The organism is Jiella sonneratiae, assembly GCF_017353515.1.
GTDB lineage: Bacteria > Pseudomonadota > Alphaproteobacteria > Rhizobiales > Rhizobiaceae > Jiella > Jiella sonneratiae.
The window spans coordinates 166,565-187,105 of sequence record NZ_JAFMPY010000007.1; the positions used below are offsets into that span (position 1 = coordinate 166,565).

At 64.8% G+C, this 20,541-nt stretch carries 24 protein-coding genes; 23 read left to right on the forward strand and 1 reads right to left on the reverse strand.

The window, feature by feature from the left end; all coding sequences use genetic code 11:
* The first annotated feature begins 133 nt into the window (after positions 1-133).
* From J1C47_RS09065 to J1C47_RS09075, 3 genes are all read left to right on the forward strand, one after another.
* On the forward strand, positions 134-2,005 hold the full coding sequence (locus tag J1C47_RS09065; protein ID WP_245396455.1) for a glycoside hydrolase family 15 protein: 1,872 nt from the start codon (positions 134-136) through the stop codon (positions 2,003-2,005).
* A complete protein-coding gene (locus J1C47_RS09070) occupies positions 1,989-2,801 on the forward strand; it encodes an SDR family oxidoreductase (protein WP_207350424.1) in 813 nt (270 codons plus the stop codon). The genes J1C47_RS09065 and J1C47_RS09070 overlap by 17 nt, the downstream gene beginning before the upstream one ends.
* Before the next feature lie 187 nt (positions 2,802-2,988).
* The gene (locus tag J1C47_RS09075) at positions 2,989-3,786 is read left to right on the forward strand and encodes an SDR family NAD(P)-dependent oxidoreductase (RefSeq protein WP_207350425.1); all 798 of its coding nucleotides are present in this window, start codon (positions 2,989-2,991) and stop codon (positions 3,784-3,786) included.
* A 36-nt stretch (positions 3,787-3,822) separates the two neighbouring features.
* On the opposite strand, the gene J1C47_RS09080 is transcribed toward J1C47_RS09075, so the two are convergent.
* Positions 3,823-4,722, reverse strand: coding sequence for a polyprenyl synthetase family protein (locus J1C47_RS09080; protein ID WP_207350426.1), 900 nt, complete (start codon positions 4,720-4,722; stop codon positions 3,823-3,825).
* Between the two features lie 160 nt (positions 4,723-4,882).
* Here J1C47_RS09080 and J1C47_RS09085 point away from each other — a divergent pair, with 160 nt between their 5' ends.
* The 20 genes from J1C47_RS09085 to J1C47_RS09170 all read left to right on the forward strand — a co-directional run bounded on the left by J1C47_RS09085 (position 4,883) and on the right by J1C47_RS09170 (position 20,531).
* On the forward strand, positions 4,883-5,572 hold the full coding sequence (locus tag J1C47_RS09085) for a biosynthetic peptidoglycan transglycosylase (RefSeq protein WP_207350427.1): 690 nt from the start codon (positions 4,883-4,885) through the stop codon (positions 5,570-5,572).
* Between the two features lie 288 nt (positions 5,573-5,860).
* Positions 5,861-6,040, forward strand: a complete 180-nt coding sequence (rpmF, locus tag J1C47_RS09090) for a 50S ribosomal protein L32 (protein ID WP_207350428.1) — start codon at positions 5,861-5,863, stop codon at positions 6,038-6,040.
* A 728-nt stretch (positions 6,041-6,768) separates the two neighbouring features.
* Complete coding sequence (locus tag J1C47_RS23985) at positions 6,769-6,894, forward strand: hypothetical protein (protein ID WP_281065493.1); 126 nt, start codon at positions 6,769-6,771, stop codon at positions 6,892-6,894.
* A 46-nt stretch (positions 6,895-6,940) separates the two neighbouring features.
* Positions 6,941-7,072 carry a hypothetical protein gene (locus tag J1C47_RS23990; protein ID WP_281065494.1) on the forward strand — a complete coding sequence of 44 codons (132 nt, stop codon included), beginning with the start codon at positions 6,941-6,943 and terminating at the stop codon, positions 7,070-7,072.
* A gap of 385 nt (positions 7,073-7,457) precedes the next feature.
* Positions 7,458-8,315 (forward strand): P63C domain-containing protein, encoded by an 858-nt coding sequence (locus tag J1C47_RS09095; RefSeq protein WP_207350429.1) that lies wholly within the window; start codon positions 7,458-7,460, stop codon positions 8,313-8,315.
* Positions 8,316-8,691: 376 nt separating this feature from the next.
* Positions 8,692-10,008: a tyrosine-type recombinase/integrase gene (locus J1C47_RS09100; RefSeq protein WP_207350430.1), complete on the forward strand. Its 1,317-nt coding sequence runs from the start codon at positions 8,692-8,694 to the stop codon at positions 10,006-10,008.
* Positions 10,005-10,439, forward strand: coding sequence for a hypothetical protein (locus J1C47_RS09105; RefSeq protein WP_207350431.1), 435 nt, complete (start codon positions 10,005-10,007; stop codon positions 10,437-10,439). Before J1C47_RS09100 ends, J1C47_RS09105 begins: the two co-directional genes overlap by 4 nt.
* Positions 10,440-10,573: 134 nt before the next feature.
* Positions 10,574-10,771: a helix-turn-helix transcriptional regulator gene (locus J1C47_RS24215; RefSeq protein ID WP_425354550.1), complete on the forward strand. Its 198-nt coding sequence runs from the start codon at positions 10,574-10,576 to the stop codon at positions 10,769-10,771.
* A gap of 454 nt (positions 10,772-11,225) precedes the next feature.
* On the forward strand, positions 11,226-11,594 hold the full coding sequence (locus tag J1C47_RS09115) for a hypothetical protein (RefSeq protein ID WP_207350433.1): 369 nt from the start codon (positions 11,226-11,228) through the stop codon (positions 11,592-11,594).
* Positions 11,591-14,227, forward strand: coding sequence for a DUF3987 domain-containing protein (locus J1C47_RS09120; protein WP_207350434.1), 2,637 nt, complete (start codon positions 11,591-11,593; stop codon positions 14,225-14,227). The genes J1C47_RS09115 and J1C47_RS09120 overlap by 4 nt, the downstream gene beginning before the upstream one ends.
* 223 nt (positions 14,228-14,450) lie before the next feature.
* Positions 14,451-14,687, forward strand: coding sequence for a helix-turn-helix transcriptional regulator (locus J1C47_RS24220; protein WP_207350435.1), 237 nt, complete (start codon positions 14,451-14,453; stop codon positions 14,685-14,687).
* A gap of 79 nt (positions 14,688-14,766) precedes the next feature.
* Positions 14,767-14,934: a hypothetical protein gene (locus tag J1C47_RS09130; protein ID WP_207350436.1), complete on the forward strand. Its 168-nt coding sequence runs from the start codon at positions 14,767-14,769 to the stop codon at positions 14,932-14,934.
* A complete protein-coding gene (locus J1C47_RS09135; RefSeq protein WP_207350437.1) occupies positions 14,934-15,800 on the forward strand; it encodes a hypothetical protein in 867 nt (288 codons plus the stop codon). Before J1C47_RS09130 ends, J1C47_RS09135 begins: the two co-directional genes overlap by 1 nt.
* A complete protein-coding gene (locus J1C47_RS09140; protein WP_207350438.1) occupies positions 15,797-16,198 on the forward strand; it encodes a hypothetical protein in 402 nt (133 codons plus the stop codon). The genes J1C47_RS09135 and J1C47_RS09140 overlap by 4 nt, the downstream gene beginning before the upstream one ends.
* Entirely contained in the window at positions 16,198-16,722 is a 525-nt protein-coding gene (locus J1C47_RS09145; protein WP_207350439.1) for a DUF2213 domain-containing protein, read from the forward strand. The genes J1C47_RS09140 and J1C47_RS09145 overlap by 1 nt, the downstream gene beginning before the upstream one ends.
* On the forward strand, positions 16,719-17,207 hold the full coding sequence (locus J1C47_RS09150; RefSeq protein WP_207350440.1) for a hypothetical protein: 489 nt from the start codon (positions 16,719-16,721) through the stop codon (positions 17,205-17,207). The genes J1C47_RS09145 and J1C47_RS09150 overlap by 4 nt, the downstream gene beginning before the upstream one ends.
* Entirely contained in the window at positions 17,207-19,114 is a 1,908-nt protein-coding gene (locus J1C47_RS09155) for a tape measure protein (protein WP_207350441.1), read from the forward strand. Before J1C47_RS09150 ends, J1C47_RS09155 begins: the two co-directional genes overlap by 1 nt.
* Positions 19,115-19,190: 76 nt before the next feature.
* Positions 19,191-19,610 carry a DUF5681 domain-containing protein gene (locus tag J1C47_RS09160; RefSeq protein WP_207350442.1) on the forward strand — a complete coding sequence of 140 codons (420 nt, stop codon included), beginning with the start codon at positions 19,191-19,193 and terminating at the stop codon, positions 19,608-19,610.
* Positions 19,600-20,124: a hypothetical protein gene (locus J1C47_RS09165; RefSeq protein ID WP_207350443.1), complete on the forward strand. Its 525-nt coding sequence runs from the start codon at positions 19,600-19,602 to the stop codon at positions 20,122-20,124. Before J1C47_RS09160 ends, J1C47_RS09165 begins: the two co-directional genes overlap by 11 nt.
* A gap of 14 nt (positions 20,125-20,138) precedes the next feature.
* Complete coding sequence (locus tag J1C47_RS09170; RefSeq protein WP_207350444.1) at positions 20,139-20,531, forward strand: hypothetical protein; 393 nt, start codon at positions 20,139-20,141, stop codon at positions 20,529-20,531.
* The last annotated feature ends 10 nt before the right edge of the window (positions 20,532-20,541 follow it).

Genomic DNA, 20,541 nt, shown 5'->3' on the forward strand with positions numbered 1-20,541 from the left:
TTGATATCTATCAGCGGGGCGGGCGGTTGCAAATCATCCGGCGCACCGCTTCACTGCACTGCGGCAAATCGCGGGGTTTATTCGCTCGCGTCGCGGCCAATCTATCGGCGCCGCAGCATTTCCAAGGATGATCATGCCCGCCAATCCGACTCCCGACGTTCCGAACCGCATCGCCGCCCACGGCGTGATCGGCGACATGAACACCGTCGCCCTCGTCGCCCAGGACGGGACGATCGATTTCCTCTCGCATCCCAGCATCGATTCCCCGACGCTCTTCGCCGCACTCCTCGATCCGGAGAAGGGCGGCCGCTTCGCCTTCCATGTCGAGGATGGCACGATCAGCTTTCGCCAGATCTACCTGCCCGACACCAACATCCTGATCAGCCGCTTCCTCGGCGACGAGGGCATCGGCGAGGTCTGCGACTACATGCCGATCGACGGTTCCGGCCGGATCGTGCGGCGGGCGCGGGCGATCGTCGGGCCCAAGACCTTCCGGCTCGCCGTCTCCGCCCGGCCGGACTACGGCCGCGCCAGGCCGAAGCTCGAGCCCGTGGAAAACGGCGTCGCGATCTCCTGGAAGGACGAGGCCGGCAAGGACTGGCAGGTGACGCTCTATGCGTCCTTCCCGCTGACGGTCTCGGGCGAGGACGTCGACACGACGATCGACCTGAAGGAGGGCGAGGACTGCTGGGTGGTGCTCTGCCCGGGGCGGCCGGAGCAGCCGCCGGTCGGCGACCGCTACGTCCGGCGCTCGTTCTCGCGGACCCGCGACTACTGGCACAAATGGGTCAACCGCGGCAGCTACCCGACCTTCTGGCGCGAGCTCGTCGTGCGCTCCGCCCTGACCCTCAAGCTGCTGACCTCGGTGGAATACGGATCGATCGCGGCGGCCGCGACCTTCGGCCTGCCGGAGGTGCTCGGCGGCGAACGCAACTGGGACTACCGCTACTGCTGGGTCCGCGATTCGGCCTTCACCCTCTACTCCCTGTCGCGGCTCGGCTATTACGACGAGGCCGAGGCCTTCGTGCACTTCCTGATGGAGCGGGCGGTCGAGACCGGCGAGTCCGGGCTGCAGATCATGTACCGCATGGACGGCGGCGAGAAGATGCCCGAGGTCGCGCTCGACAACCTGTCGGGCTATGCGGGCTCGGCACCCGTGCGCATCGGCAACGCCGCCTACAGGCAGCGCCAGATGGACATCTACGGCGAGTTCCTCGACGCGCTCTACATTTCCACCAAGGCGCGCGGCAAGCCGGCCTATGCGGTCTGGACGAAGATCGCCCGCATCGTCGACTGGCTGACCGCGAACTGGCACCTCGAGGACCGCGGCATCTGGGAGAGCCGCGGCGAGCCGAAGCAGTATCTCTCGGCGCGGCTGATGTGCTGGGTGGCGCTCGACCGGGCGATGAAGATCGCCGAGATCCATTCGCTTCCCGCCGACATCATCACCTGGCGCAGCGAGCGCGACAAGATCCAGAAGACCATCCTCGAAGAGTTCTGGAACCCGGAGGTCGGCGCCTTCACCCAGTTCAAGGGCTCCTCGACCCTCGATGCGGTCGTGCTGCTGATGCCGCTCGTCAAGTTCATCAATCCGCGCGATCCGATGTGGACCTCGACGCTCGCGGCGGTGCGCCGGCATCTGGTGCGCGACTGCCTGGTCAAGCGCTACATCAACACCGCCGAGAACGACGACGGGCTCGCCGGCGAGGAGGGGGCCTTCACCATCTGCTCGTTCTGGTACGTCGAGGCGCTCGCCCGCACCGGCTACGTCGCCGAGGCGCGGCTGTTGTTCGAGAAGCTCCACACCTACGCCAACCACCTCGGCCTGTTCTCCGAGGAACTGTCGGAGACCGGCGACCATCTCGGCAATTTCCCGCAAGGGCTGACGCATCTGTCGCTGATCTCTGCAGCCATCTGGCTCGATCGGTCGTTGAACGGCGACAAGGCCGATCCCGGCTACTTCGAATTCAAGATGATGGAAGACCCCGATGGCACCTACTTCTGACATTGCCCGGCTCGACGGCCAGGCGGCGCTCGTCACCGGCGCCTCCTCCGGCATCGGCCGTGCCTCGGCGCTGGCGCTGGCCGAAGCGGGCGCGGCGGTCGCCGTGAACTATTTCGGCAGCCCGGATGCGGCGGAGGAGGTCGTTGCCGAGATCGACAAGGCCGGCGGCCGCGCCGTCGCGGTGAAGGCGGACGTTTCGAAGGAAGACGAGGTGAGGCAGATGTTCGCGGCGGCGGAGGAGGCGCTCGGCCCCCTCGACGTCGTCATGTCCAACGCCGGCATCCAGAAGGACGCCGCCGTTGCCGACATGAGCCTTGACGACTGGAACGCGGTGATCGGCGTCAACCTCACCGGCGGCTTCCTGGTCGGGCGGGAAGCGATCCGGCGGTTCCGGGCCAAGGGCCGGCGGCCGGGAACGAGCCGGGCGCTCGGCAAGCTCGTCTACGATTCCTCCGTCCACCAGCTCATCCCCTGGGCGTTCCACGTGAACTACGCCGCCTCGAAGGGCGGCATCCATCTCCTGATGCGCTCGCTCGCCCAGGAGGTCGCCGAGGAGGGGATCCGCGTCAACGCCGTCGCGCCGGGCGCCATCGCCACCGCCATCAATGCCGACGAGCGCGAGGCCCATGCAGACGACATCCGCAAGCTGATCCCCTACGGCCGGATCGGCGATCCGATCGACGTCGGCCGCGTCGTCGCCTGGCTGGTCTCGGACGCCGCCGACTACGTCGTCGGCCAGACGATCTTCGCCGACGGCGGCATGTCGCTCTATCCGGGCTTTCGCGGCAACGGCTGACGCAGCGCCTCCTGCCATGCCGCTTTGGGGGGCAGGGAGCCGGGACCGCCCGGCCGCCGCCTGACTGTCATGTCCCGGGCGGGGCGCCTCCTCTCGACCGCGGCCGCCCGGGGCCGCCGGGGGCCGTGCGCCGGTCCGGCCGACCTGCTATGGCGGTGAAAACGCCAACGGACACAGGAGACCGCACATGGCACTCGACGGACGCGTCGCCATCGTCACAGGTGGCGCCAAGGGCATCGGCTACGCCGTCGCGCGGCGCTTTCTCCACGACGGCGCCAAGGTGGTGATCGCCGACAGCGACGAGAAGGCCAACACCGTCGCGGCCGAGGAACTCGCCGATTTCGGCGAGGTCCTCGCCGTCGGCTGCAACGTCGCCGAGCGGCTCGACGTGCACAACCTCCTCGCCGCCGCGCTCGACCGCTTCGGCGACGTCGACATCCTGGTCAACAATGCGGGGATCGTGAACAAGGCGAATTTCCTCGATCTCGACGAGGCCGACTTCTCCCGCGTGCTCGACGTCAATCTGAAGGGCGCCTTCCTCTGCGGCCAGGCGGTGGCGCGTCATCTGGTCGACAAGGTGAAGCGGGGCGGTCCGGCGGGCACGATCGTCAACATGTCGTCGGTCAACGCCGTCTTCGCCATTCCCGACCAGGTCGCCTATTCGGTCTCGAAGGGCGGCATCAACCAGCTCACCAAGGTGATGGCCCTGTCGTTGGCGCGCTACGGCATCCGCGTCAACGCCATCGGACCGGGCTCGATCATGACCGACATCCTGAAGAGCGTCGTCGCGGATGCCGCGGCGACCCGCAAGGTGCTGTCGCGCACGCCGCTCGGGCGCATCGGCGAGCCGCGCGAGATCGCCGCGATCGCGAGCTTCCTCGCCTCCGACGAGGCGAGCTACGTCACCGGCCAGACGCTCTATGCCGACGGCGGGCGCCTGCCGCTGAACTACACGGTCGAGGTCGCGGAAGCCGACGAGGACTGAGCGGCCGGGCGATCGGGGCGCGGCGCCGCCGCCTTGTCAGTGCTTGCGGTAGGAGACGAAACGGGCCGCCTCGACGAGCCTTGCGGCCCGTTCGCCGAACGGCTCGAGCATTTCCTCGGCGCCCGTCACCAGCGCGACGAGGCGGTCCTCGAGGGCGCGCTTGCCGTAGATCTGGGCCAGCGTCTGCTTGCCCTTCTCCCGGTCCTTGCCGGTCGCCTTGCCGACGACGGCGGCGTCGCCGATCTCGTCGAGGAGGTCGTCGGCGAGTTGGAAGGCGATGCCGACATTCTCGCCGTAGCGGCGCAGGCGCGAGCGATCGTCGTCGCTCGCCCCGGCGAGCAGCGCGCCGGCCTCGCAGGCGCAGGAGATCAGCGCCCCGGTCTTCATCGCCTGCATGCGGGTGATCTCGATCTCCGAGCGGGGCCTGCCGTTCGACTGCATGTCGAGCACCTGGCCGCCGACCATGCCGGGCGCGCCGGCCTTCTTCGCCATCAGGGTGACCAGCTTGACCCGCACCTCCGCCGGCAGCGCCTCGATGGAGGCGACGATGCCGAAGGCGAGCGTCAGCAGCGCGTCGCCGGCGAGGATCGCCGTCGCCTCGTCGAAGGCCTTATGCACCGTCGGCTTGCCACGGCGCAGGTCGTCGTCGTCCATCGCCGGCAGGTCGTCGTGGATCAGCGAGTAGGAGTGGATGCACTCGATCGCCAGCGCCACCTGCGAGGCGACCTTCGGATTGGCGTCGAACAGCTTTGCGGTCTCGCACACCAGAAACGGCCGCAGCCGCTTGCCGCCGTTCAGGACGCCGTGGCGCATGGCGTTCAGGAGGTGGTGCGGCGTCCCGGCGACGAGCTGGTGGGAGGACAGGACGTCGTCGAGGCTCTCGCCGACGGCCGCGGCGTTGGCCTTGAGTATTTCGTCGAATTCGCCGGGTTTCATCTTGCCTGTCTCTTTTGCTTCGTGTGACGTGATTTCACCCGGAGGGGCCTGACGCCGGGCCGCTTTTGCCGGCCATTGCGCGGCGTTTATACCGCCGATAAGTAAAGGTAGCCCTTCCGCCCGCTTTCCGCGACGTCCCGCCGAACCCATTGAATTCCTGATGATAAGTAGAGCAAAGCGTATCGCCGTCGGGGTCGCCGTGGTCGTTCTGGTCGCCGTGGCGATCCCGCTGGTCCTGACCCCGATCTATGCCATCCGGGGCGTCCACCCCGTCTCGACGCTGATGCTGTGGGACGAGGTCACCGTCCGGCCGGTGCTGAGGGACTGGGTGCCGATCGACGACGTCGCGCCGGTGCTTCTCCACTCCGTCATCATGTCCGAGGACGGGCAGTTCTGCCGCCATCACGGCGTCGACTGGGGCGAGCTCCTCGCCGTCGTCGACCAGGCGCTCGACGGGGAGGAGACCCGCGGCGCCTCGACGATCACCATGCAGACGGTCAAGAACCTGTTTCTGTGGAACGATCGCTCCTTCGTCCGCAAGGGGCTGGAACTGCCGCTGGCGGTCTATTTCGACTTCGTCCTGCCGAAACGGCGGATCATGGAGATCTACGTCAACATCGCCGAGTGGGACACCGGCGTCTACGGCATCGAGGCGGCGAGCCAGCACTATTTCGGCAAGCCCGCCTCGAAGCTGACGGCGCACGAGGCGGCGCTGATCACCGTGTCGCTGCCGGCCCCGGACCTGCGCAACCCGGCCGATCCGAGCCCGACGATGCGAAGGCTGGCGCGGCGCGTCGAGCGGCTGGCCCGCTCGTCGGGCGCCTATGTCGGCTGCGTCGGCAAGGACTGAACTCGGCGCGGCGCCGCCGGCTGGGAGCTCGCGCAGGGCCGGTCGAAGCGCTTTGCCGGGCTCTTTTCTTTTTCCCCGGACTTTGCTATGCGAAGCGCCGAATTCCCGTCATGTCGGTGTTTCGACTGTCCGGTCCTTCAGCGGCCGTGCGATGCGAGTGCCACGACGCCTTTCGGGAAAGCTCCCGGACTGCCGGCCCCGCCGGCGCGGCCGGACCAGAGAGACAGACGAACAGACGAGACCGGCACAAGGCGCCGCAGGCCGCTTTCGCCGGACATGGAGAACAGCATGGCCGTACCCAAGCGGAAAACATCCCCGTCCAAGCGCGGCATGCGCCGCTCGGCGGACGCCCTCAAGGCGCCGACCTACATCGAGGACAAGAACTCCGGCGAACTGCGCCGCCCGCACCACATCGACCTGAAGACCGGCATGTACCGCGGCAAGCAGATCCTCGCCGTCAAGGACTGAGCTTCGGCGCCGTCGAAGCCGTGATTTTGGAAAAGAGCCGGGTCCGCCCGGCTCTTTTCGTTTGGGGAAGGCTTACCTGCCGGCCGGTCACGCGGGTGGTTGCGACCGGCGGACAGAGGTGGCCTCGGATTTTTGACCTCGGGATCACCCGCATCAAGGCCCGCAGCCTCATGGCCGAACAGTTCGAGGCGGCGGAAGGCCAGACCCTCTATCACGGGGGCAAGAAGCTCGACGAGGACAATTACCGCGCGCAGATCGAAGTAGAGAATAGGGACGCGCCCGCAGCGCGGAGAGCAGCGGTCCCCGCGGCAGCTATCGCGCCGCCGCCTCCCGAACCCCGCGGGACCGTGCCAGCCCGGCCGGCCCGTAAGAACCGTGAATAGTCTCTTGATGAGCACGTTCGCAAAAGAGACCGCTGCCGGCTAAAGCCGGCAGGCGGCCCGGCCGCCCGCCGCCTTCGACGCGGCGAAGTACGAGGCGACGCTGGACGAGTCGGACCTGAGCGCGGCGCAAGAGCGCAAATTCCTCGAAACGCTCTGGCAGATCATAGTCCAGTTCGTCGATCTCGGCTTCGGCTTCCACCCGCTCCAATCTATCCCCAGCGGAGAGGATGGCAGGGCGATTTCACTCGATGCGCTGCTCGCCTGCATGGCATAATCGGGCCTTTCCAAAACCGAAGATGATGCAGCCTCACACCCGCACCGGGCGAAAGGCGGAAAAGAGGTGTCATGAGAGCCATCGACACTGAAATCCCGCCCGGCAGCAAAGCCGTCATTTATGCCCGCGTCTCGTCGGCCGCGCAGATCAAGCGCGGCGACGGGATCGGCTCCCAGATGACGCGCTGCCGGGAATAGGCCACATGGCGCCGACGCTTAGCGCTCCAGCGAGGTCACCCATCAGGTGGGCGCGCTTGAGATCAGCGCGCCAGATGGCGTCGTGGTCAGGTGGGGCCGCGAGGCGCAGCGCCGTCAGCATCTCCCCGACCTCGGCGAGGTTCACGAGAATCGCCAGCGCCGGGCGACGATCTACTAGGTGCCTTCGACGACGGGCCTGCCGCTCTGCGGGAGTCATAGCACGGGCATCGGATCGAACGGCGGGGCGCCCGCGACGAGGCTCGAAGGGAGGGGCAGAGTCGGGCACTGACATATCTCCGTGAGTCACGAAATGGCTTGGGGACGCATGCGTTTTCATGCTTGCTACTGTAAGCATTGTCTGCAAAGCATGCTTGCATGAGCAAGCAAGGAGAATCGTGGTGTCGGATATCCAAAGCAAAGGTGGACGCGCACGCGCAAAGGCTCTTTCGTCGTCCGCGCGAAGCGCGATCGCGCGTGCGGGTGCACAAGCACGATGGGCGAAGGCCGATCCTGCGCGACAGAAGCTTCCGAAAGCGATCTGCGGATCGCAAGCCCGTCCTCTCGTGATCGGTGACATCGCGATTCCCGCGTATGTTCTCGATGACGAGCGCCGCGTCCTTACCGTGGCAGGAATCTCTGACGGCATGGCGATGGCCCGCGGCGGCTCCGAAGTGAAGGGGCTAAATCGGTTCGAACTCTTCGTCTCCCGGGAACGCATTCGACCTCACGTCTCGGAGGAACTTGCGAAGAAGATCGGCTCGCCGATCGTATTCGTCACTCCAACCGGATCGAAGGCTTACGGCTATGACGCGGAAGTGCTCGTCGAGCTATGCGAGGCGGTTCTTCGTGCAAGGGAGTCTCCTGAAGGCATCCAGAAGCAGCAGGAACGGATCGCACAGAGATGTGAGGTTCTTGTTCGAGGTCTAGCGCGCGTGGGCATCGTCGCCCTCGTCGATGAGGCGACAGGTTATCAGGAGATTCGAACCCGTGATGCGCTTTCCAAGATCCTTGAAGCGTACATCTCGAAGGAACTACTGCCGTGGACGGAACGGTTCCCTCTCCAGTTTTACGAGGAGATGTACCGCCTACTAGATTGGGATCTGAACCCCGCCAGCAGGGGTAAGCCCGGATACGTGGGGAAGCTGACGAACGCGCTCGTTTACGATCGCCTACCCGAGGGTGTCCTGACGGAACTAAAGGCCAGCAACCCTGTCGACCCGGAAACGGGCCGGCGCCGTTTCAAGCACCACCAGTTCCTCACGCAGGACGTCGGGAACCCGCACTTGGAGAAGCACCTTGCGAAGGTGATAGGGCTCATGCAGGCCGCTGACACGTGGGGAGACTTCAAGCGAATGTTCAGGCGAGTGTTCAAGACGGACCAGAGGCCGCGGAAGACTGGCCGCGGCTCCGTCACCATCTGACCGAGGTAACCCCCTCCCGGTCCTAAAGACCGCCGCGAAGGAAACTCGTGGCGATCCAATCAGACTGTCTGCCGTCAACTATGTTGGTCTAAACTTGGTCTAAATCGCGGAGACGCCGACGAGCTTGCACCAAGTCGCCGTCACAGCGGCAAATTCTACCAGCAAACTCAAAAAGTTAATGGCGCGCCCGAAAGGATTCGAACCTCTGACCCCCAGATTCGTAGTATGAAGGTCAAGCCGTTTCAAGATTTCGCATCACGTTGCAGAAGCCTTGATTTTCAGGGCCTTCCGGCTATTCTGTCGTTTCAGGTGGTCACTTTATGTGGCATGCAGTTGCCGAAAAATGTGACCACGACGAGACCATAGGAGGCGAGGGATGCCGAAGGTCAATCTCACCGATGCGTTCTGCAGGAGCGCGAAAGCTGAGGACGGAAAAGTCACCGAGTTCGCCGATGCCAAGGAAAGGGGCTTGGCGCTCCGTGTCACGCCAAACGTCGCTCGCTCCTGGACTTTTAGATATCGCAATGCAGCCGGCAAGCAGAAACGGATCTCGCTCGGCCGGCTGGATGAATTGTCCCTCGCCGCTGCAAGGGCAAAGGCTGCACAAACTCGCGTAGACATTCTCAACGGCTTGGATCCCGCCGATATGAGATTGGCGGCGAAGTTCGCCTTCCTAGAGCACGAAAAGCTGGAGACCATCGGTGAAATTGCCGAGCGCTATATGGCGGCAGCTGTCGACGGAGCGCATCGGTTCTTCAAGAACGAAGAAAGGCCGAAGAAGGCGAGCACGCTGGCGAACGAGTGGTATTACCTCAATCGCTTTATCATCCCAGATCTTGGCAAGGCGAAACTCGATCATCTGAATCGGCATTCCCTCCAAGAGTACATCGATAGCGTCAGGGCGAAGCATTCGAAAAGCTCCGCCCGTCAGTGTTACGTGCTGTTGAAGGGTATCTACGGCTATGCAGTGTGGAAGGAGCATTGCGCGGCCGACCCAATGCAGTTCGTGTCCGCTCCCGGCTTCAAGGATCGCAAACGCCTCCTGTCCGATGCTGAGATCATGAAGGTCTGGCTAGGGCTGATGCATGCTGAAATGTGCGCCGGCCTCTCGATCAGTCGTCCGGTTGCCCTCGCCTTGATGCTTTGCCTCGTCACCGCTCAGCGGAGAGGTGAAATCTCCGGTTTGAGGAAGGACGAAATCGACCTCAATCAGGAGTACTGGATTCTGCCAGAGGAGCGCTCTAAGAACCGCACCGCTCACGTCGCGCCGCTTTCCGCCATGGCCACCAACCTCATCGAGGCGGCATGGTCTCTCTCGGGCGATTCTCCGTACCTCTTTCCCTCACCTCGGAAGAAGGACAAGCCGATCACAGGTCACTCGCTTTCCCGCGCGTTCAACCGGTTGACGAAATGGTTCGGGATCTCGGATTGCCGCGTTCACGACCTTCGGCGCACTGCCTCGACCACCATGGTAGGCATTGGCGTAAGTGCGGCCACGGTATCGCGGATTCTGAACCACACCACGCGCGAGGAAGGCGAGGCGCAGGCGACGAAAAAGTCCTACAACCTCTATGCCTATCTCCCTGAGAAGCGTTCCGGGCTTGACCGATGGGATGCTCACCTCTCGAAGATCATCAAGAGGCAGGAGCGCCCGAAGTTTGGTCAATACGACCTGGCGGGGGTGGGACAGTGACGAACCTGCTTCGATTCTCGATCGAGTTTGCCCTCTCCGAAGGGCGGACAGACGATGCTATCGAGATCTTCTGTGAGGCGCTGCGCTCCCCCAATGGCGCTGACTTGGACACGCAGCGCCTTCTAGCAGAGATGATCGATCCGAACGGTGCATCCGACCACCGGTTCAAAAACCTAAAGCGCCGGGGTCCGGGGCGAAGGCCCTCTTCGGACTGGATCGCGATCGCCCAAGACATAGAAGAACGGGTGGAACTTGGTGATCCGGTCGAATCCGCGGTGAGCCGTGTCATGGCCGAGAGAGGCATCAGCCGAGCCACAGTCTTCGATGCTCGTGCCAAGCTTCAGGAGGTGAAGAAAGTCGAGGCCGAGAACGTTTCATACGACGACGAGGAAGACCCTCGCTTCGCTTCACGAAGTATGGAGAATTCGTAGGTTTTCCTGGACTGTGGCATGTCCAGAAAAACCTGACCATTTCGAATACCCGCTTTTGCTTGCAAGCAGTTTCATACTGTAAGAAATGGACGATCACCTTTCGCAGAGATCGAGGTGATCCATGTCCGAAGTCCTTGCCGCAGCGCGAAGCTCCTCCGCCCTCATGTCGTCGAAGGAGGTCACCGAGTAACCTTGGGATTTCCCGATGCACCCTGTGGCGAATGGAGCGGAACGGCGACTTCCCGCCGGCTATTCCAGTCGGGCCGAAATCCAAGCGCTGGCGCCGCACTGATATCGAGATGCACCTGAAGCGGCTGCAGGGAGCCGCATGATGGTTGCCGCCGACGAAAAGGGCGGCGCAGTCCGCCAAGACCGCACCGCCCCGGGTTCGCTCACCGGGGCCAAGCCTTCGGGCTCCGATAGTGCGAGAGATAGAGCAGCGGGCGCGGGCCGCACAAACGATCGCCCGTCATCTACGCAAATCGCAGCGAATATCGCCGCACGGCTCGGGTCGGCCGAGGCTGTCCTCGCCGCGACGTCCGGCAAGCCGAAGAAGGCGCGGAAGCGAACGGAGCGAAAGCCGCCGCCTGAAACGGAAACCGCCACCCCAGGGTCGGACCGGGATGGCGGCGCAGATGATTTCCATGGCGGCGGAGATCGGGGCGGAAGATACCGCCGTCCAGCCCTCACGGCAATCCCATCGACGGAACATCCGGGCCACCTGGCTCGCGTCATCCGTCGCGACAATCGGCTTTACGCCGTCGGCGCCGTTCGGGAGGGCGAGCGATGATCGATCCCGATGGCATGCTTGGGAAGGCAATATCGGACGCGTCGGATCGAGAGCTGGACACCGATCGCAAATTCTTCAGCGCCCGCCTCTGGCGATCCTATCGCATCAGGCCGACAGGGCCGGCCGAGGAGCTTGAGGCGCGGATTTACGATCCGGAATGGGAACCCGGGACGGAGATCTGGCGCCGGTGGACCCTTGTTCGCGCGCTCTCGCCGAAGATCCGCGTCAGGCACTTTTTCCGCTCGCCGAGAGACTTCACCCGCGACGTCGGCGAGGAAGAGGCGCGGCGGCTGTACCAAGAGCATTTTGCCGACGCCCGGGTCGATGAGCTTGCCGCACGCCTGCGGGAGCGGGGCATCATATGAACGTGCACGTCTTCTCGCCACCGCAGCTACATCCCGCCCTCGCCGAGCTGGCTTCTCGGCCGCAGTGGGTGGCCTGGCAATTCATCAAGATCCGCGGCGAGTTGAAGAAGCCGCTCATGTCGCCGAAGGCGCCACGGGAATTCGCCAGCCACTCCGATCCGACGCACTGGCTGTCCTTCGACGAAGCGGCAGCCTACGCGGCCACCAGGGGCTTTCCGGGGATCGGGTATGTTCTCTCTGCCGACGATGGCTTGACCGGCGCTGATCTGGACAAATGCCGAGATCCCGAGACCGGCACCGTTGAGGATTGGGCTCAGGAGGTCCTCGATCTGGCCGAGACCTACGCGGAGGTGAGTCCGTCGGGGTCTGGCATCCGGCTCTTCTGGCGCGGCAAGATCGGCGCGACCGTGAAGTGTGACCCGGCGCATGTCGAGCTCTACGCCAAGCAACGATATCTCACCATCACAGGCCAGCATATTGGCGGCACGCCGCTGACGATCGAGGCAGCGCCGGAGACCCATCGACGGCTGATGCAGCGGGTCGAGGAGCATCGGGCGGCCGCAGAGAGGGCCAAGCGGTTCCGAGAAGAGGAGGACGGAACTCTTACCGATCTCACCACGGGGGAGAACTTCGAGACCGCCGAGGAAGCTGATGCGGTATCGCGGCCAGCCGCAGCGCCGCGTTCTCCTGTCGCCGGCACCGGCCAATCCTTCTTCCGGCAGGTGAACGACGCTGCCATGGAGAGCCTGTCGGCATGGGTTCCAGCCATCTTCGGATCGTCCGCCCGTCCGCAGCCCGGGACAGGCGCCTACCGCGTCTCCTCGCGTGATCTCGGGCGGAACCTGCAGGAAGACCTGTCGATTCATCCGGACGGCATCGTCGATTTCGGTGTGTCGGACATGGGTGATGCTGCGCTCGGCAAGCGGACACCGATAGATCTCTGCCTCGAGTACGGCATCCGCTCCGATCCCGCCGACGCGGCGCTCTGGCTATGCGACTGCATTGGCCTCGACGCGGCTAGCATAGGTTGGAACGACATCGATCGCGGTAGCGTCGAGGAGGGGCTCGCCCGTCTGGCGAACTTCACCGTCGGCGGTGCAAGCCCGACTGCGCCGGCAGTCGCTTCCGCCTGCAACAAGACGGCCCACGCCGATACTTCCGGGATCGAGCCTGTCGATCTCTGGGCGAAATTCGATCCGCCAGCGCTACCTAGCGGCATCCTTCCCGGCGTGATCGAGCGGTTTGCGACGGTGCGCGCCGAGATGATGGGAGCCGATCCGGCAGGGTTGGCCATGGCTGCCTTAGTCGTTTGCTCGGCGCTTATCTCCGATCGCATCCAGCTTCGAATGAAGCGACACGACACCTGGACGGAGAGTGCGCGACTGTGGAGCGCAATGGTTGGATTGCCGTCGACCAAGAAGAGCCCGATCATCTCGGCTGCGGTGAAGCCGCTGTTCGGGATTGATGCCGACCTCGCGCGAGAATATCGGCAGGCGAAGGCCGAGTACGATCAGCTCAAGAAGGCGGGCGAGACGGCAGCGCCACCGCGCAACCGGCGCCTCAGGATCGAAGATACGTCCGTCGAGGCGTCCCAGGCGATCATTGCAGACAGCCCGGACGGCGTCTTGTGTTTTCAGGACGAGCTGAGCCGCTTCTTCGCGTCGATGGAGCGATATTCCGGCAAGGGATCGGCCGGCGGCGATCGGGGCTATTGGCTGCAGGCGTTCAATGGCGGCAGCTACTCGGTGGCGCGGGTCGGCCGTGGCCAGTTCGACATAGAGAATCTCTCCGTCTGCCTCCTCGGCGGCGTCCAACCTGATGTGATCCGGCGCGTCGCCGCCGATACTCTCGACGACGGGCTCTTGCAGCGCATGATCCCGATCATCCTGCGGCCGGCCAGCATCGGCAAAGACGAGCCGATGCCCGATGTCGTCCGTGAATACGAATGGGTGGCAAGGCGCCTTCACGGCATGTCGCCGCCGATCACCGGCGGAAGCGGAAACCTATCGAACCTCGAAACCACGCTCGTCTTCGACGAAGATGCGCAGGCTATCCGGCGCGATCTGGAGGCGCGGCATCTGGAAATGTCGTCCCTGGAGATCGTGAACCGAAAGCTGGCATCCGCCATCGGCAAGTACGACGCGATCTTCGGTCGCCTGTGCATTGTTTGGCACTGCATCGAACATGCCGAGCATGATCGGCCGCCACGAACCGTCAGCGGCGAGATCGCAGCCCAGGTGGCCGATTTCCTCCACGGCTTCATTCTGCCGCATGCCATCGCGTTCTATCGAGAGGTGGTCGGGCTTTCTGACGATCATGAGCTTCTGACCGAAGTCGCGGATTTCCTTCTGACCCATCCGGAAATCACGGAGGCGACCTTCCGGACCTTCGGTCGCGGATCCTCGACGATGAGGAGATGCAAGGACACGAAGTCAGCCGAGACGATCCTTGAGCGCCTAGAGGCTTTCGGCTGGCTGGCGAGAAAGCCGACCGAGCGTAACCAGACGTCGGCCCGGTGGGAGGTGCTGCCTGCAGTTCACGCGGCGTTCGCTGAGCGGGCAAAGAGAGAGAAGGCGAGACGGGAAAAGGCAAGGCAGACGATCGCCGACGTCTTCCGAGGAGAGGGCGAATGACCGGAACTTGTCACAGCTTGTCCCTCGGGCGTGTAGCGAATGAAAATTCCTCCTCTCTCATATGTATCTCAGGACCGCCCGTGCCGCGCGTACCCGAGGGACAGGTTGTGACAAGTGCGGTGGCGAATGCGACTTCTCGATCGGATCATCAGAGATGCACCTCCAGCCGTAATGGCGGTTCCATATCGGCGAGCACGCGGCCGATTTCCGGGAGGGGCATCTGATGGCCGTCCAAGACGTCCCCGACCTCCTCGCAGGCCTATTCCCGCCGCCTGACGCTGCCAAAGCCCTGCGGCTGTCGACGATTACGCTGGCCAAGTGGCGGTCGGCCGGGACCGGGCCGCGGTGGTGCAAGATCGGCGGCAAGGTCTATTACCGCGAGGACGATCTTCGCGCGTGGGTGATGGCCCAGGCAGAGGCGCCGGCCGCTCCCAGGTCATCTGCAGGAATAAATCGATAATCCGCGACAACATTCGATAAGCGACATCGCCGGCGCCCTCTCCGTAGTCTGAAACAGACGACAACAAGAGGACGAACCGATGTCTCGCTTTCCCGAGCTTCTGCAGTTTCGAGCCCCGCCGGGCACTTCCATCGCAATCGAGGAAGTCGCCAAGGCCGAGGGCAAGCGCCCGGCCGAGATCGTCCGCGAGGCTGTGGCCGCGCGTCTCGCCGCAGCGACCGCATCCGTCACGGCGCACGCCGCCTGATGCCGGCTCAACTTCCGCAAACTGCCGTTTTCGGAACCAATCCACCAGCCCGAGAAGGGACGCCTGACATGGCCGACACGCCACTTTCCGAACGCATCCAGGCCGCGCTACGGGCCGGCAAGTCGCAGGGCGTCGAGGCTCTGATCTTCGAAGCCGAGGCAGCCGCAAAGCAGGCTGTCGCCGACCACGACGCGGCGAAGGAGCGCGCGCTCGATCCGCTCCTCAGCGACAGCGAGATCGCCGCGGCGCGCAAGGCGATGGAAGACGCCAACTTCACCAGCGAACGGATGACGAAGGCGGCCGCGGTGCTTCGGGAGAAGCTGAGCGAGTTCAACCGCGCCGAGGAGAACGACGCTCGCCGCAAGGTCTACGATGCGGCCCTCGCCCGGCGTAATGCCGCCTCGGCTTGTCTCCGGGCGGATTATCCGGATCTCGCGCACAAGCTCGGCGCGCTTCTCGCCGAAGTCGTCGGCGCCGACGCTGCTGTGACGCATGCCAACCGACGTCTGCCGGACGGCGTTACCGAGATCCTGCCGGTAGAGCGGCACGCGCGGCCCACGAAAGAGCATATCGTGCCGGGCGGCCAGAAGGTGCCCTTCATCCCGAACGATTCGAGCTGGCCGACGCTGACGCGCAAGATCGTACTGCCGGCCTTTGAGTGCGGCCGCCATCCTCCGATCTGGGGACCGGACAACTCGCTGTCGCGCGGCTTCCACTTCACCCCAGAACTTACCAATGGAGGGCGCGTGTCTGCCGCGTCCGGCGTCGCCGACGAGCGTCCGGCGAAGCCTGCCGGCGAAGGTGGGGTCATCCTTTCCTCCGCCTCGCCGGTCTCCTCCAATTCCAGCAAGGAGAACGCAGCATGACGAACCGCTGCACCTGCACCGGCCCGGTGTGTTCCTGCGGCGCCGAGGGCGTCGTCAAGGACGGCGCCAGCGTCCGGGTGAATGGCCTCACGATGGACAGTGCACGCTGTCCCGACAGTGGGCAGGCCGACTATGAACGGCGGATTGCCGACGGCTGGAAGGCCAGCGACGCCGCCTATCAGGCCATGCTCGATCGCGATCGCAACGCCTGGCAAGGTGACACGGCCACGACCGACAAGCCGGTTGCCGACCGCATCAAGGAGAAGACTGACGACGCCTATGCGCAGGCCTTCGCCGATGCCAAGGCGGCCGGACAAGAAGACGCGGTTGCGCGGTCGCATGCGTCTTACGAGGCATGGAAAGTCCGCATGTCGAATGCCTGGCGGGTTCCCGCCTGATGCTCTTCCTCGACGCCGCACCCATCGACGACTGGCGGATATCGCGTGACGGTTATCTCGTCGCCGATGTCCGGATCGCCCGGGCCGGCATCTATCAGTATGCCGGTCGGGAGCTTGGCCGCGCCGATCTCGGCATGGTCAACGTCTACCGCCCGCCGGCGGCTGTCTTCGATGCCCGGGCGATGCGCAGCTTCGCGCTGCGGCCGGTGACAATGGACCATCCCGCCACGGGCGTCTCGGCCGCCACATGGCGACAGCACGCGATCGGCACGCTCGGCGAGGAGATCCGCCGGGACGGCATCTTCCTGCGTGGCACCGCCATCATCCACGATGGCGCGGCGATCGAGACCATCCGCGCCGGTAAGCGCGAACTCAGCGCCGGCTATGTCTCCTCGCTCACCTGGCAAGACACCGCGACGCCCGAAGGCGAGCGCGCCCAGGCCGTGATGGGCGGCATCACCGGCAACCATGTGGCGGTCGTCGAGCGCGGTCGCGCCGGCGCACAATGCAGGATCGGACAATGAGCACCACCGGAACCGTCATGGCGTCCCTGACGCCCGCCGCGGATCTCCAGCTTCTCGGTCGGGAATACGCTGCTATGCGTCCGGCTTCTGCCGAGGAGCGCAAGGCGTTAAAGCTGCGGCGTCGTGCCATCGCCTACGCCGTCGTCCTGCGCTCCTGCGCCGGTGTGACGGTTCTCGTCGCCGAGGCGACCGGCGCCAAGGGACGGCCGATGTCGGCGGACATCATCGACTCCCTCGTGATCCACTACTCGATGAACAATGAAACCGGCGCCGCGATCGGCAAGAGCGCCGCGGTCATCGCCATTGCCCGCACGCTGTTTTCGACGTCGCTCCTCCCCCTTCTTCTGGCCGAGCGGCCGAGTGCCGGGCCATGCCTCGGGTGCCGGTGCATCTGGCAACCGGCCGGCGCCTTCGACTCCGCTGCCGAACGTGGCCGGGCCGTCGAGACGATCGTCGGCGCGTCCATCGAACGGAGGGCTGCCTGATGGTTGTTGACGAACTCGTCGCCATGCTTCGCTACGAGATCCGTGGCGAGCAGAACGCCCGCAAATTCAAGCAGGGGATCGACAGCGCAGAGCGCAGCGCCAGGAGCTTTTCGCAGACCATGCTTGCCCTCGGCGGCGTGATTGGCGGCGCCCTAGCAGGCCTTGCCATCACCGACAAGATCGCGGGCTTTGTCGGCAGCATCACCGAGACCGGTTCGGCTTTCGAGAACATGGGCGTCCGTCTGAAGGCGCTGGAGGGGTCTTCGGAAGGCGCCGAGAAGGCGCTGGCCTGGATCACTGACTTCGCCAAGAAGACGCCCCTGGAGCTATCCGAGGTCGTTGACGCCTACGCAAACCTTCGCACCTACGGCATCGATCCGACGAACGGCAGCATGCAGGCGGTCACCGACGCCATGGCGGCGACGGGCGGCGGCGCCGAGAAGCTCAACGGCATCATCATGGGGCTCGGCCAGGCCTGGACGAAGCAGAAGCTCCAGGGCGAGGAGATCATGCAGCTCCTCGAGCGCGGCATTCCCGTGTGGGATATGCTCGCCACGGCGACCGGTAAAAGCGTCCCGGAGCTTCAAAAGCTCTCCAGCGCCGGCAAGCTCGGCCGCAAGGAGATCGGGCTGCTGATCGACATGATCGGGAAGCGGTACAAGGGCGCATCCGAAGACTTCTCCAAGACCTTCGACGGCATCACGTCCAACCTCAAGGACAACTGGACACAGTTTCTGAAGGAGATCGCCGATGCGGGCTACTACGACAGCGTAAAATACCGACTTCAAGGACTTCTCGATTGGGTGAACCGGCAGTGGGAGAACGGACTCGCTCACGGCGTCGCAACCCGGATCTCCGATTTCCTCGTCGTATCGATGCGTCAAATCGAGCATATCGCAACGCAGGCATGGCGGATCGGCCGGGGCTTCTACGCCGCCGCCGATGGGGTTGTCGCGCTCACGGCCAAGATCACCGGCTTGTCGAAGGGATGGGCCGCGGCTGGGCTCGGCGTGGGACTACTGGCGTCACGCGCCGGCGGGCGCGCGATGATGATGGCAATGGCGAGGCGTGTCCCCATGCTCGCCGCGGCGCTGGCTATTGACGACCTCATCGGCGCCCTGAACGGCGACGACAGCGTTGTCGGGTCGACGCCCAAGGGGCAGAAGGCCATCGAGAACCTGAAAACGCAGTTCGAGTCTCTCCGGACGACGCTGCAGGGGATCGCCTCCGATCTCGATAAGGCTCGCGAGAGGATCGCCAAGTCCTTCGATCTGCCGCCTGACACCTTGTCGTCGATCACCGACCTGTCGAAGCGGTGGGACGAACTGCGGGACAGCCTGTCGTTCGAGATCAAGGTCGGGAAGCTCGACATAGATCCGATCAAGGTGGCGTTCGACACGGTTCGCCAGTGGGTGGAGAAGGCCGCCAGCGACTTCAAGATGCTGTTCACCGATCCGACACAGTTCGCCGTCGAAGCGATGATCAATGCCATCGATCTCGTGGCGGCGAAGTTCGAACTGATCGCCAGGAATCTTGGCCTTCTGCAGCAATATGCGGGCTCGATCGCGCAGGCGATGGGAGCGCCGGGGGTGCAGAGCGGTGATGCGGCCCCGCAGAAAGGCGCGCTGATCGGCTCTCTTGCCAGCCCCCCGTCGTCGTCGGACGGCAATTTGTCGATGCGGTTCGGAAATGCGGATTTCCTCGGCGCCGCGAACCAGGCGCAAAAAGCCTTGAACGATCTCGCCCGTCCTGTGGAGGGCAAGGCGGATCTGAACATCGAACCGTTCCTTGCCAAGGTCCGTGCAGCCAAAGCCGCGGCGGCCGAGCTGAGCAGCATCACCGCCGGCGGCAAGGGCGGGCGGGTCGTGTCGCGGCCGTCCGTCGCCGCAGGTCCGGCAGCACCATGACACTGAAGATCACGGCAGAGGTGAAGCACAGCCACCCGGGTCGGCTCTCTCGTGTTCTGTCGAGCCTGGTGTTCAGATGACGAACCGCACGGCCCGCGGCACCTTCGCGAAGGGCAACCCTGGGCGCCCGAAGGGAACCCGAGCGAAGGCGACGCTCGCCGCGGAGAAGCTCATGGACGGCGAGGCCGAGACCCTCACTCGCACGTGCATCAATATGGCCAAGGCCGGCGATGCCGTCGCGCTGCGTCTGTGCATGGAGCGCATTGCGCCGGTTCGAAAGGGCCGGCCGGTGCCGTTCGATCTGCCGAAGGTGGAAGGCGTCGCGGACGTTCCCAAGGCCGGCGCGGCTATCCTGCAGGCCGTGGCGAAAGGCAGGCTGTCGCCGGAAGAGGCTGGGGCGATCATGAACGTGGTCGAAGGCTTCCGGAAGTCCGTCGAGACCAACGAGATCCTGGAGCGCCTGGCCGTGCTGGAGGAGGCAACCCGTGCGAAGTGACATCATGCGCCGGCTGGAGAAGCTGGAGGCCGACCGGCAGGCGAAGTCCCGGCCGGCGGTGAACTACGGCGCCCGCCTCACGGAGGAGGAGTGGCTCCAAGCGCTCGCCATGCTCGATCCCGATCCCGAGGTCGCCTTCGCCATGATGACGGCCGAGGATGTCCCGGCTGCCGTCTGCGTGGTCGGGCTGCCTGTACCGCCGGCGTCCTTTGCGGAAATGGTCGCGGCCGACGCGCCGGCCCATTTCTGGACGGCCCGGATGGCGGCGTGGGCGCTCGCCTACAAGGGCAAGCCGATCCACGACGACGACGACACGGTTGCGGCGCTGTGTGCGGCGCTGGACCGTCTCCTGCCGCCGGACGGCGCATCGGAACGGGTGACGGCGCTCCGCAGTGCGATCCTCGAATCCCCGGCTGCAAGCGAAGGCGGCCCGATCATGGTATTCGATCTCGTCGGCATCTCCCGGCGGCCGGCGATCCAAATCGAAGTCGTCGGGGCGGACGTGTGGCTATGAACCGGAGCGATGTCTTGAAGCGCCTCGACGCCCTGGAAGCTCTGATGCAACGCGGGCCGGCGCCGCGGGACGCGTCGAGCTCTACCGCGGTGGCGAGGATCAACGCCATCTCCGACTTCGTGCGCGAGGTGCTCAACCCGCCGAATGCCTCTAGCGCCACGTGCTACGCAATTGCCCTCGGGCTGCGGAGTTCCAAGAGCCTGACGCCGTGGCTCCACGAGGGCATCGCGGACGCCGCCAAGTTGGCGCGGCGGGACTATGAGCCCGAATTCGGCGAGGGCTGGCGAAAGGAGTGGGAACGGCAGTTGGCAGAGTTCGCTACCATCGCCGAAGGTCGCGTCGGCCCTCACTGGATAGACGTGATGGCGGCCCGCATCAGGGCCGCCGAGGAGGCCGTAGCCGTTTAAATGGCCGCTT

Bases quoted from the DNA above. Each gene is read 5' to 3' on its own strand.
- J1C47_RS09065 (WP_245396455.1), top strand. From the start codon at position 134: ATGCCCGCCAATCCGACTCCCGACGTTCCGAACCGCATCGCCGCCCAC.
- J1C47_RS09070 (WP_207350424.1), top strand. From the start codon at position 1,989: ATGGCACCTACTTCTGACATTGCCCGGCTCGACGGCCAGGCGGCGCTC.
- J1C47_RS09075 (WP_207350425.1), top strand. From the start codon at position 2,989: ATGGCACTCGACGGACGCGTCGCCATCGTCACAGGTGGCGCCAAGGGC.
- J1C47_RS09080 (WP_207350426.1), bottom strand. From the start codon at position 4,722: ATGAAACCCGGCGAATTCGACGAAATACTCAAGGCCAACGCCGCGGCC.
- J1C47_RS09085 (WP_207350427.1), top strand. From the start codon at position 4,883: ATGATAAGTAGAGCAAAGCGTATCGCCGTCGGGGTCGCCGTGGTCGTT.
- rpmF (WP_207350428.1), top strand. From the start codon at position 5,861: ATGGCCGTACCCAAGCGGAAAACATCCCCGTCCAAGCGCGGCATGCGC.
- J1C47_RS23985 (WP_281065493.1), top strand. From the start codon at position 6,769: ATGAGAGCCATCGACACTGAAATCCCGCCCGGCAGCAAAGCCGTCATT.
- J1C47_RS09100 (WP_207350430.1), top strand. From the start codon at position 8,692: ATGCCGAAGGTCAATCTCACCGATGCGTTCTGCAGGAGCGCGAAAGCT.
- J1C47_RS09115 (WP_207350433.1), top strand. From the start codon at position 11,226: ATGATCGATCCCGATGGCATGCTTGGGAAGGCAATATCGGACGCGTCG.
- J1C47_RS09120 (WP_207350434.1), top strand. From the start codon at position 11,591: ATGAACGTGCACGTCTTCTCGCCACCGCAGCTACATCCCGCCCTCGCC.
- J1C47_RS24220 (WP_207350435.1), top strand. From the start codon at position 14,451: ATGGCCGTCCAAGACGTCCCCGACCTCCTCGCAGGCCTATTCCCGCCG.
- J1C47_RS09130 (WP_207350436.1), top strand. From the start codon at position 14,767: ATGTCTCGCTTTCCCGAGCTTCTGCAGTTTCGAGCCCCGCCGGGCACT.
- J1C47_RS09135 (WP_207350437.1), top strand. From the start codon at position 14,934: ATGCCGGCTCAACTTCCGCAAACTGCCGTTTTCGGAACCAATCCACCA.
- J1C47_RS09140 (WP_207350438.1), top strand. From the start codon at position 15,797: ATGACGAACCGCTGCACCTGCACCGGCCCGGTGTGTTCCTGCGGCGCC.
- J1C47_RS09145 (WP_207350439.1), top strand. From the start codon at position 16,198: ATGCTCTTCCTCGACGCCGCACCCATCGACGACTGGCGGATATCGCGT.
- J1C47_RS09150 (WP_207350440.1), top strand. From the start codon at position 16,719: ATGAGCACCACCGGAACCGTCATGGCGTCCCTGACGCCCGCCGCGGAT.
- J1C47_RS09155 (WP_207350441.1), top strand. From the start codon at position 17,207: ATGGTTGTTGACGAACTCGTCGCCATGCTTCGCTACGAGATCCGTGGC.
- J1C47_RS09160 (WP_207350442.1), top strand. From the start codon at position 19,191: ATGACGAACCGCACGGCCCGCGGCACCTTCGCGAAGGGCAACCCTGGG.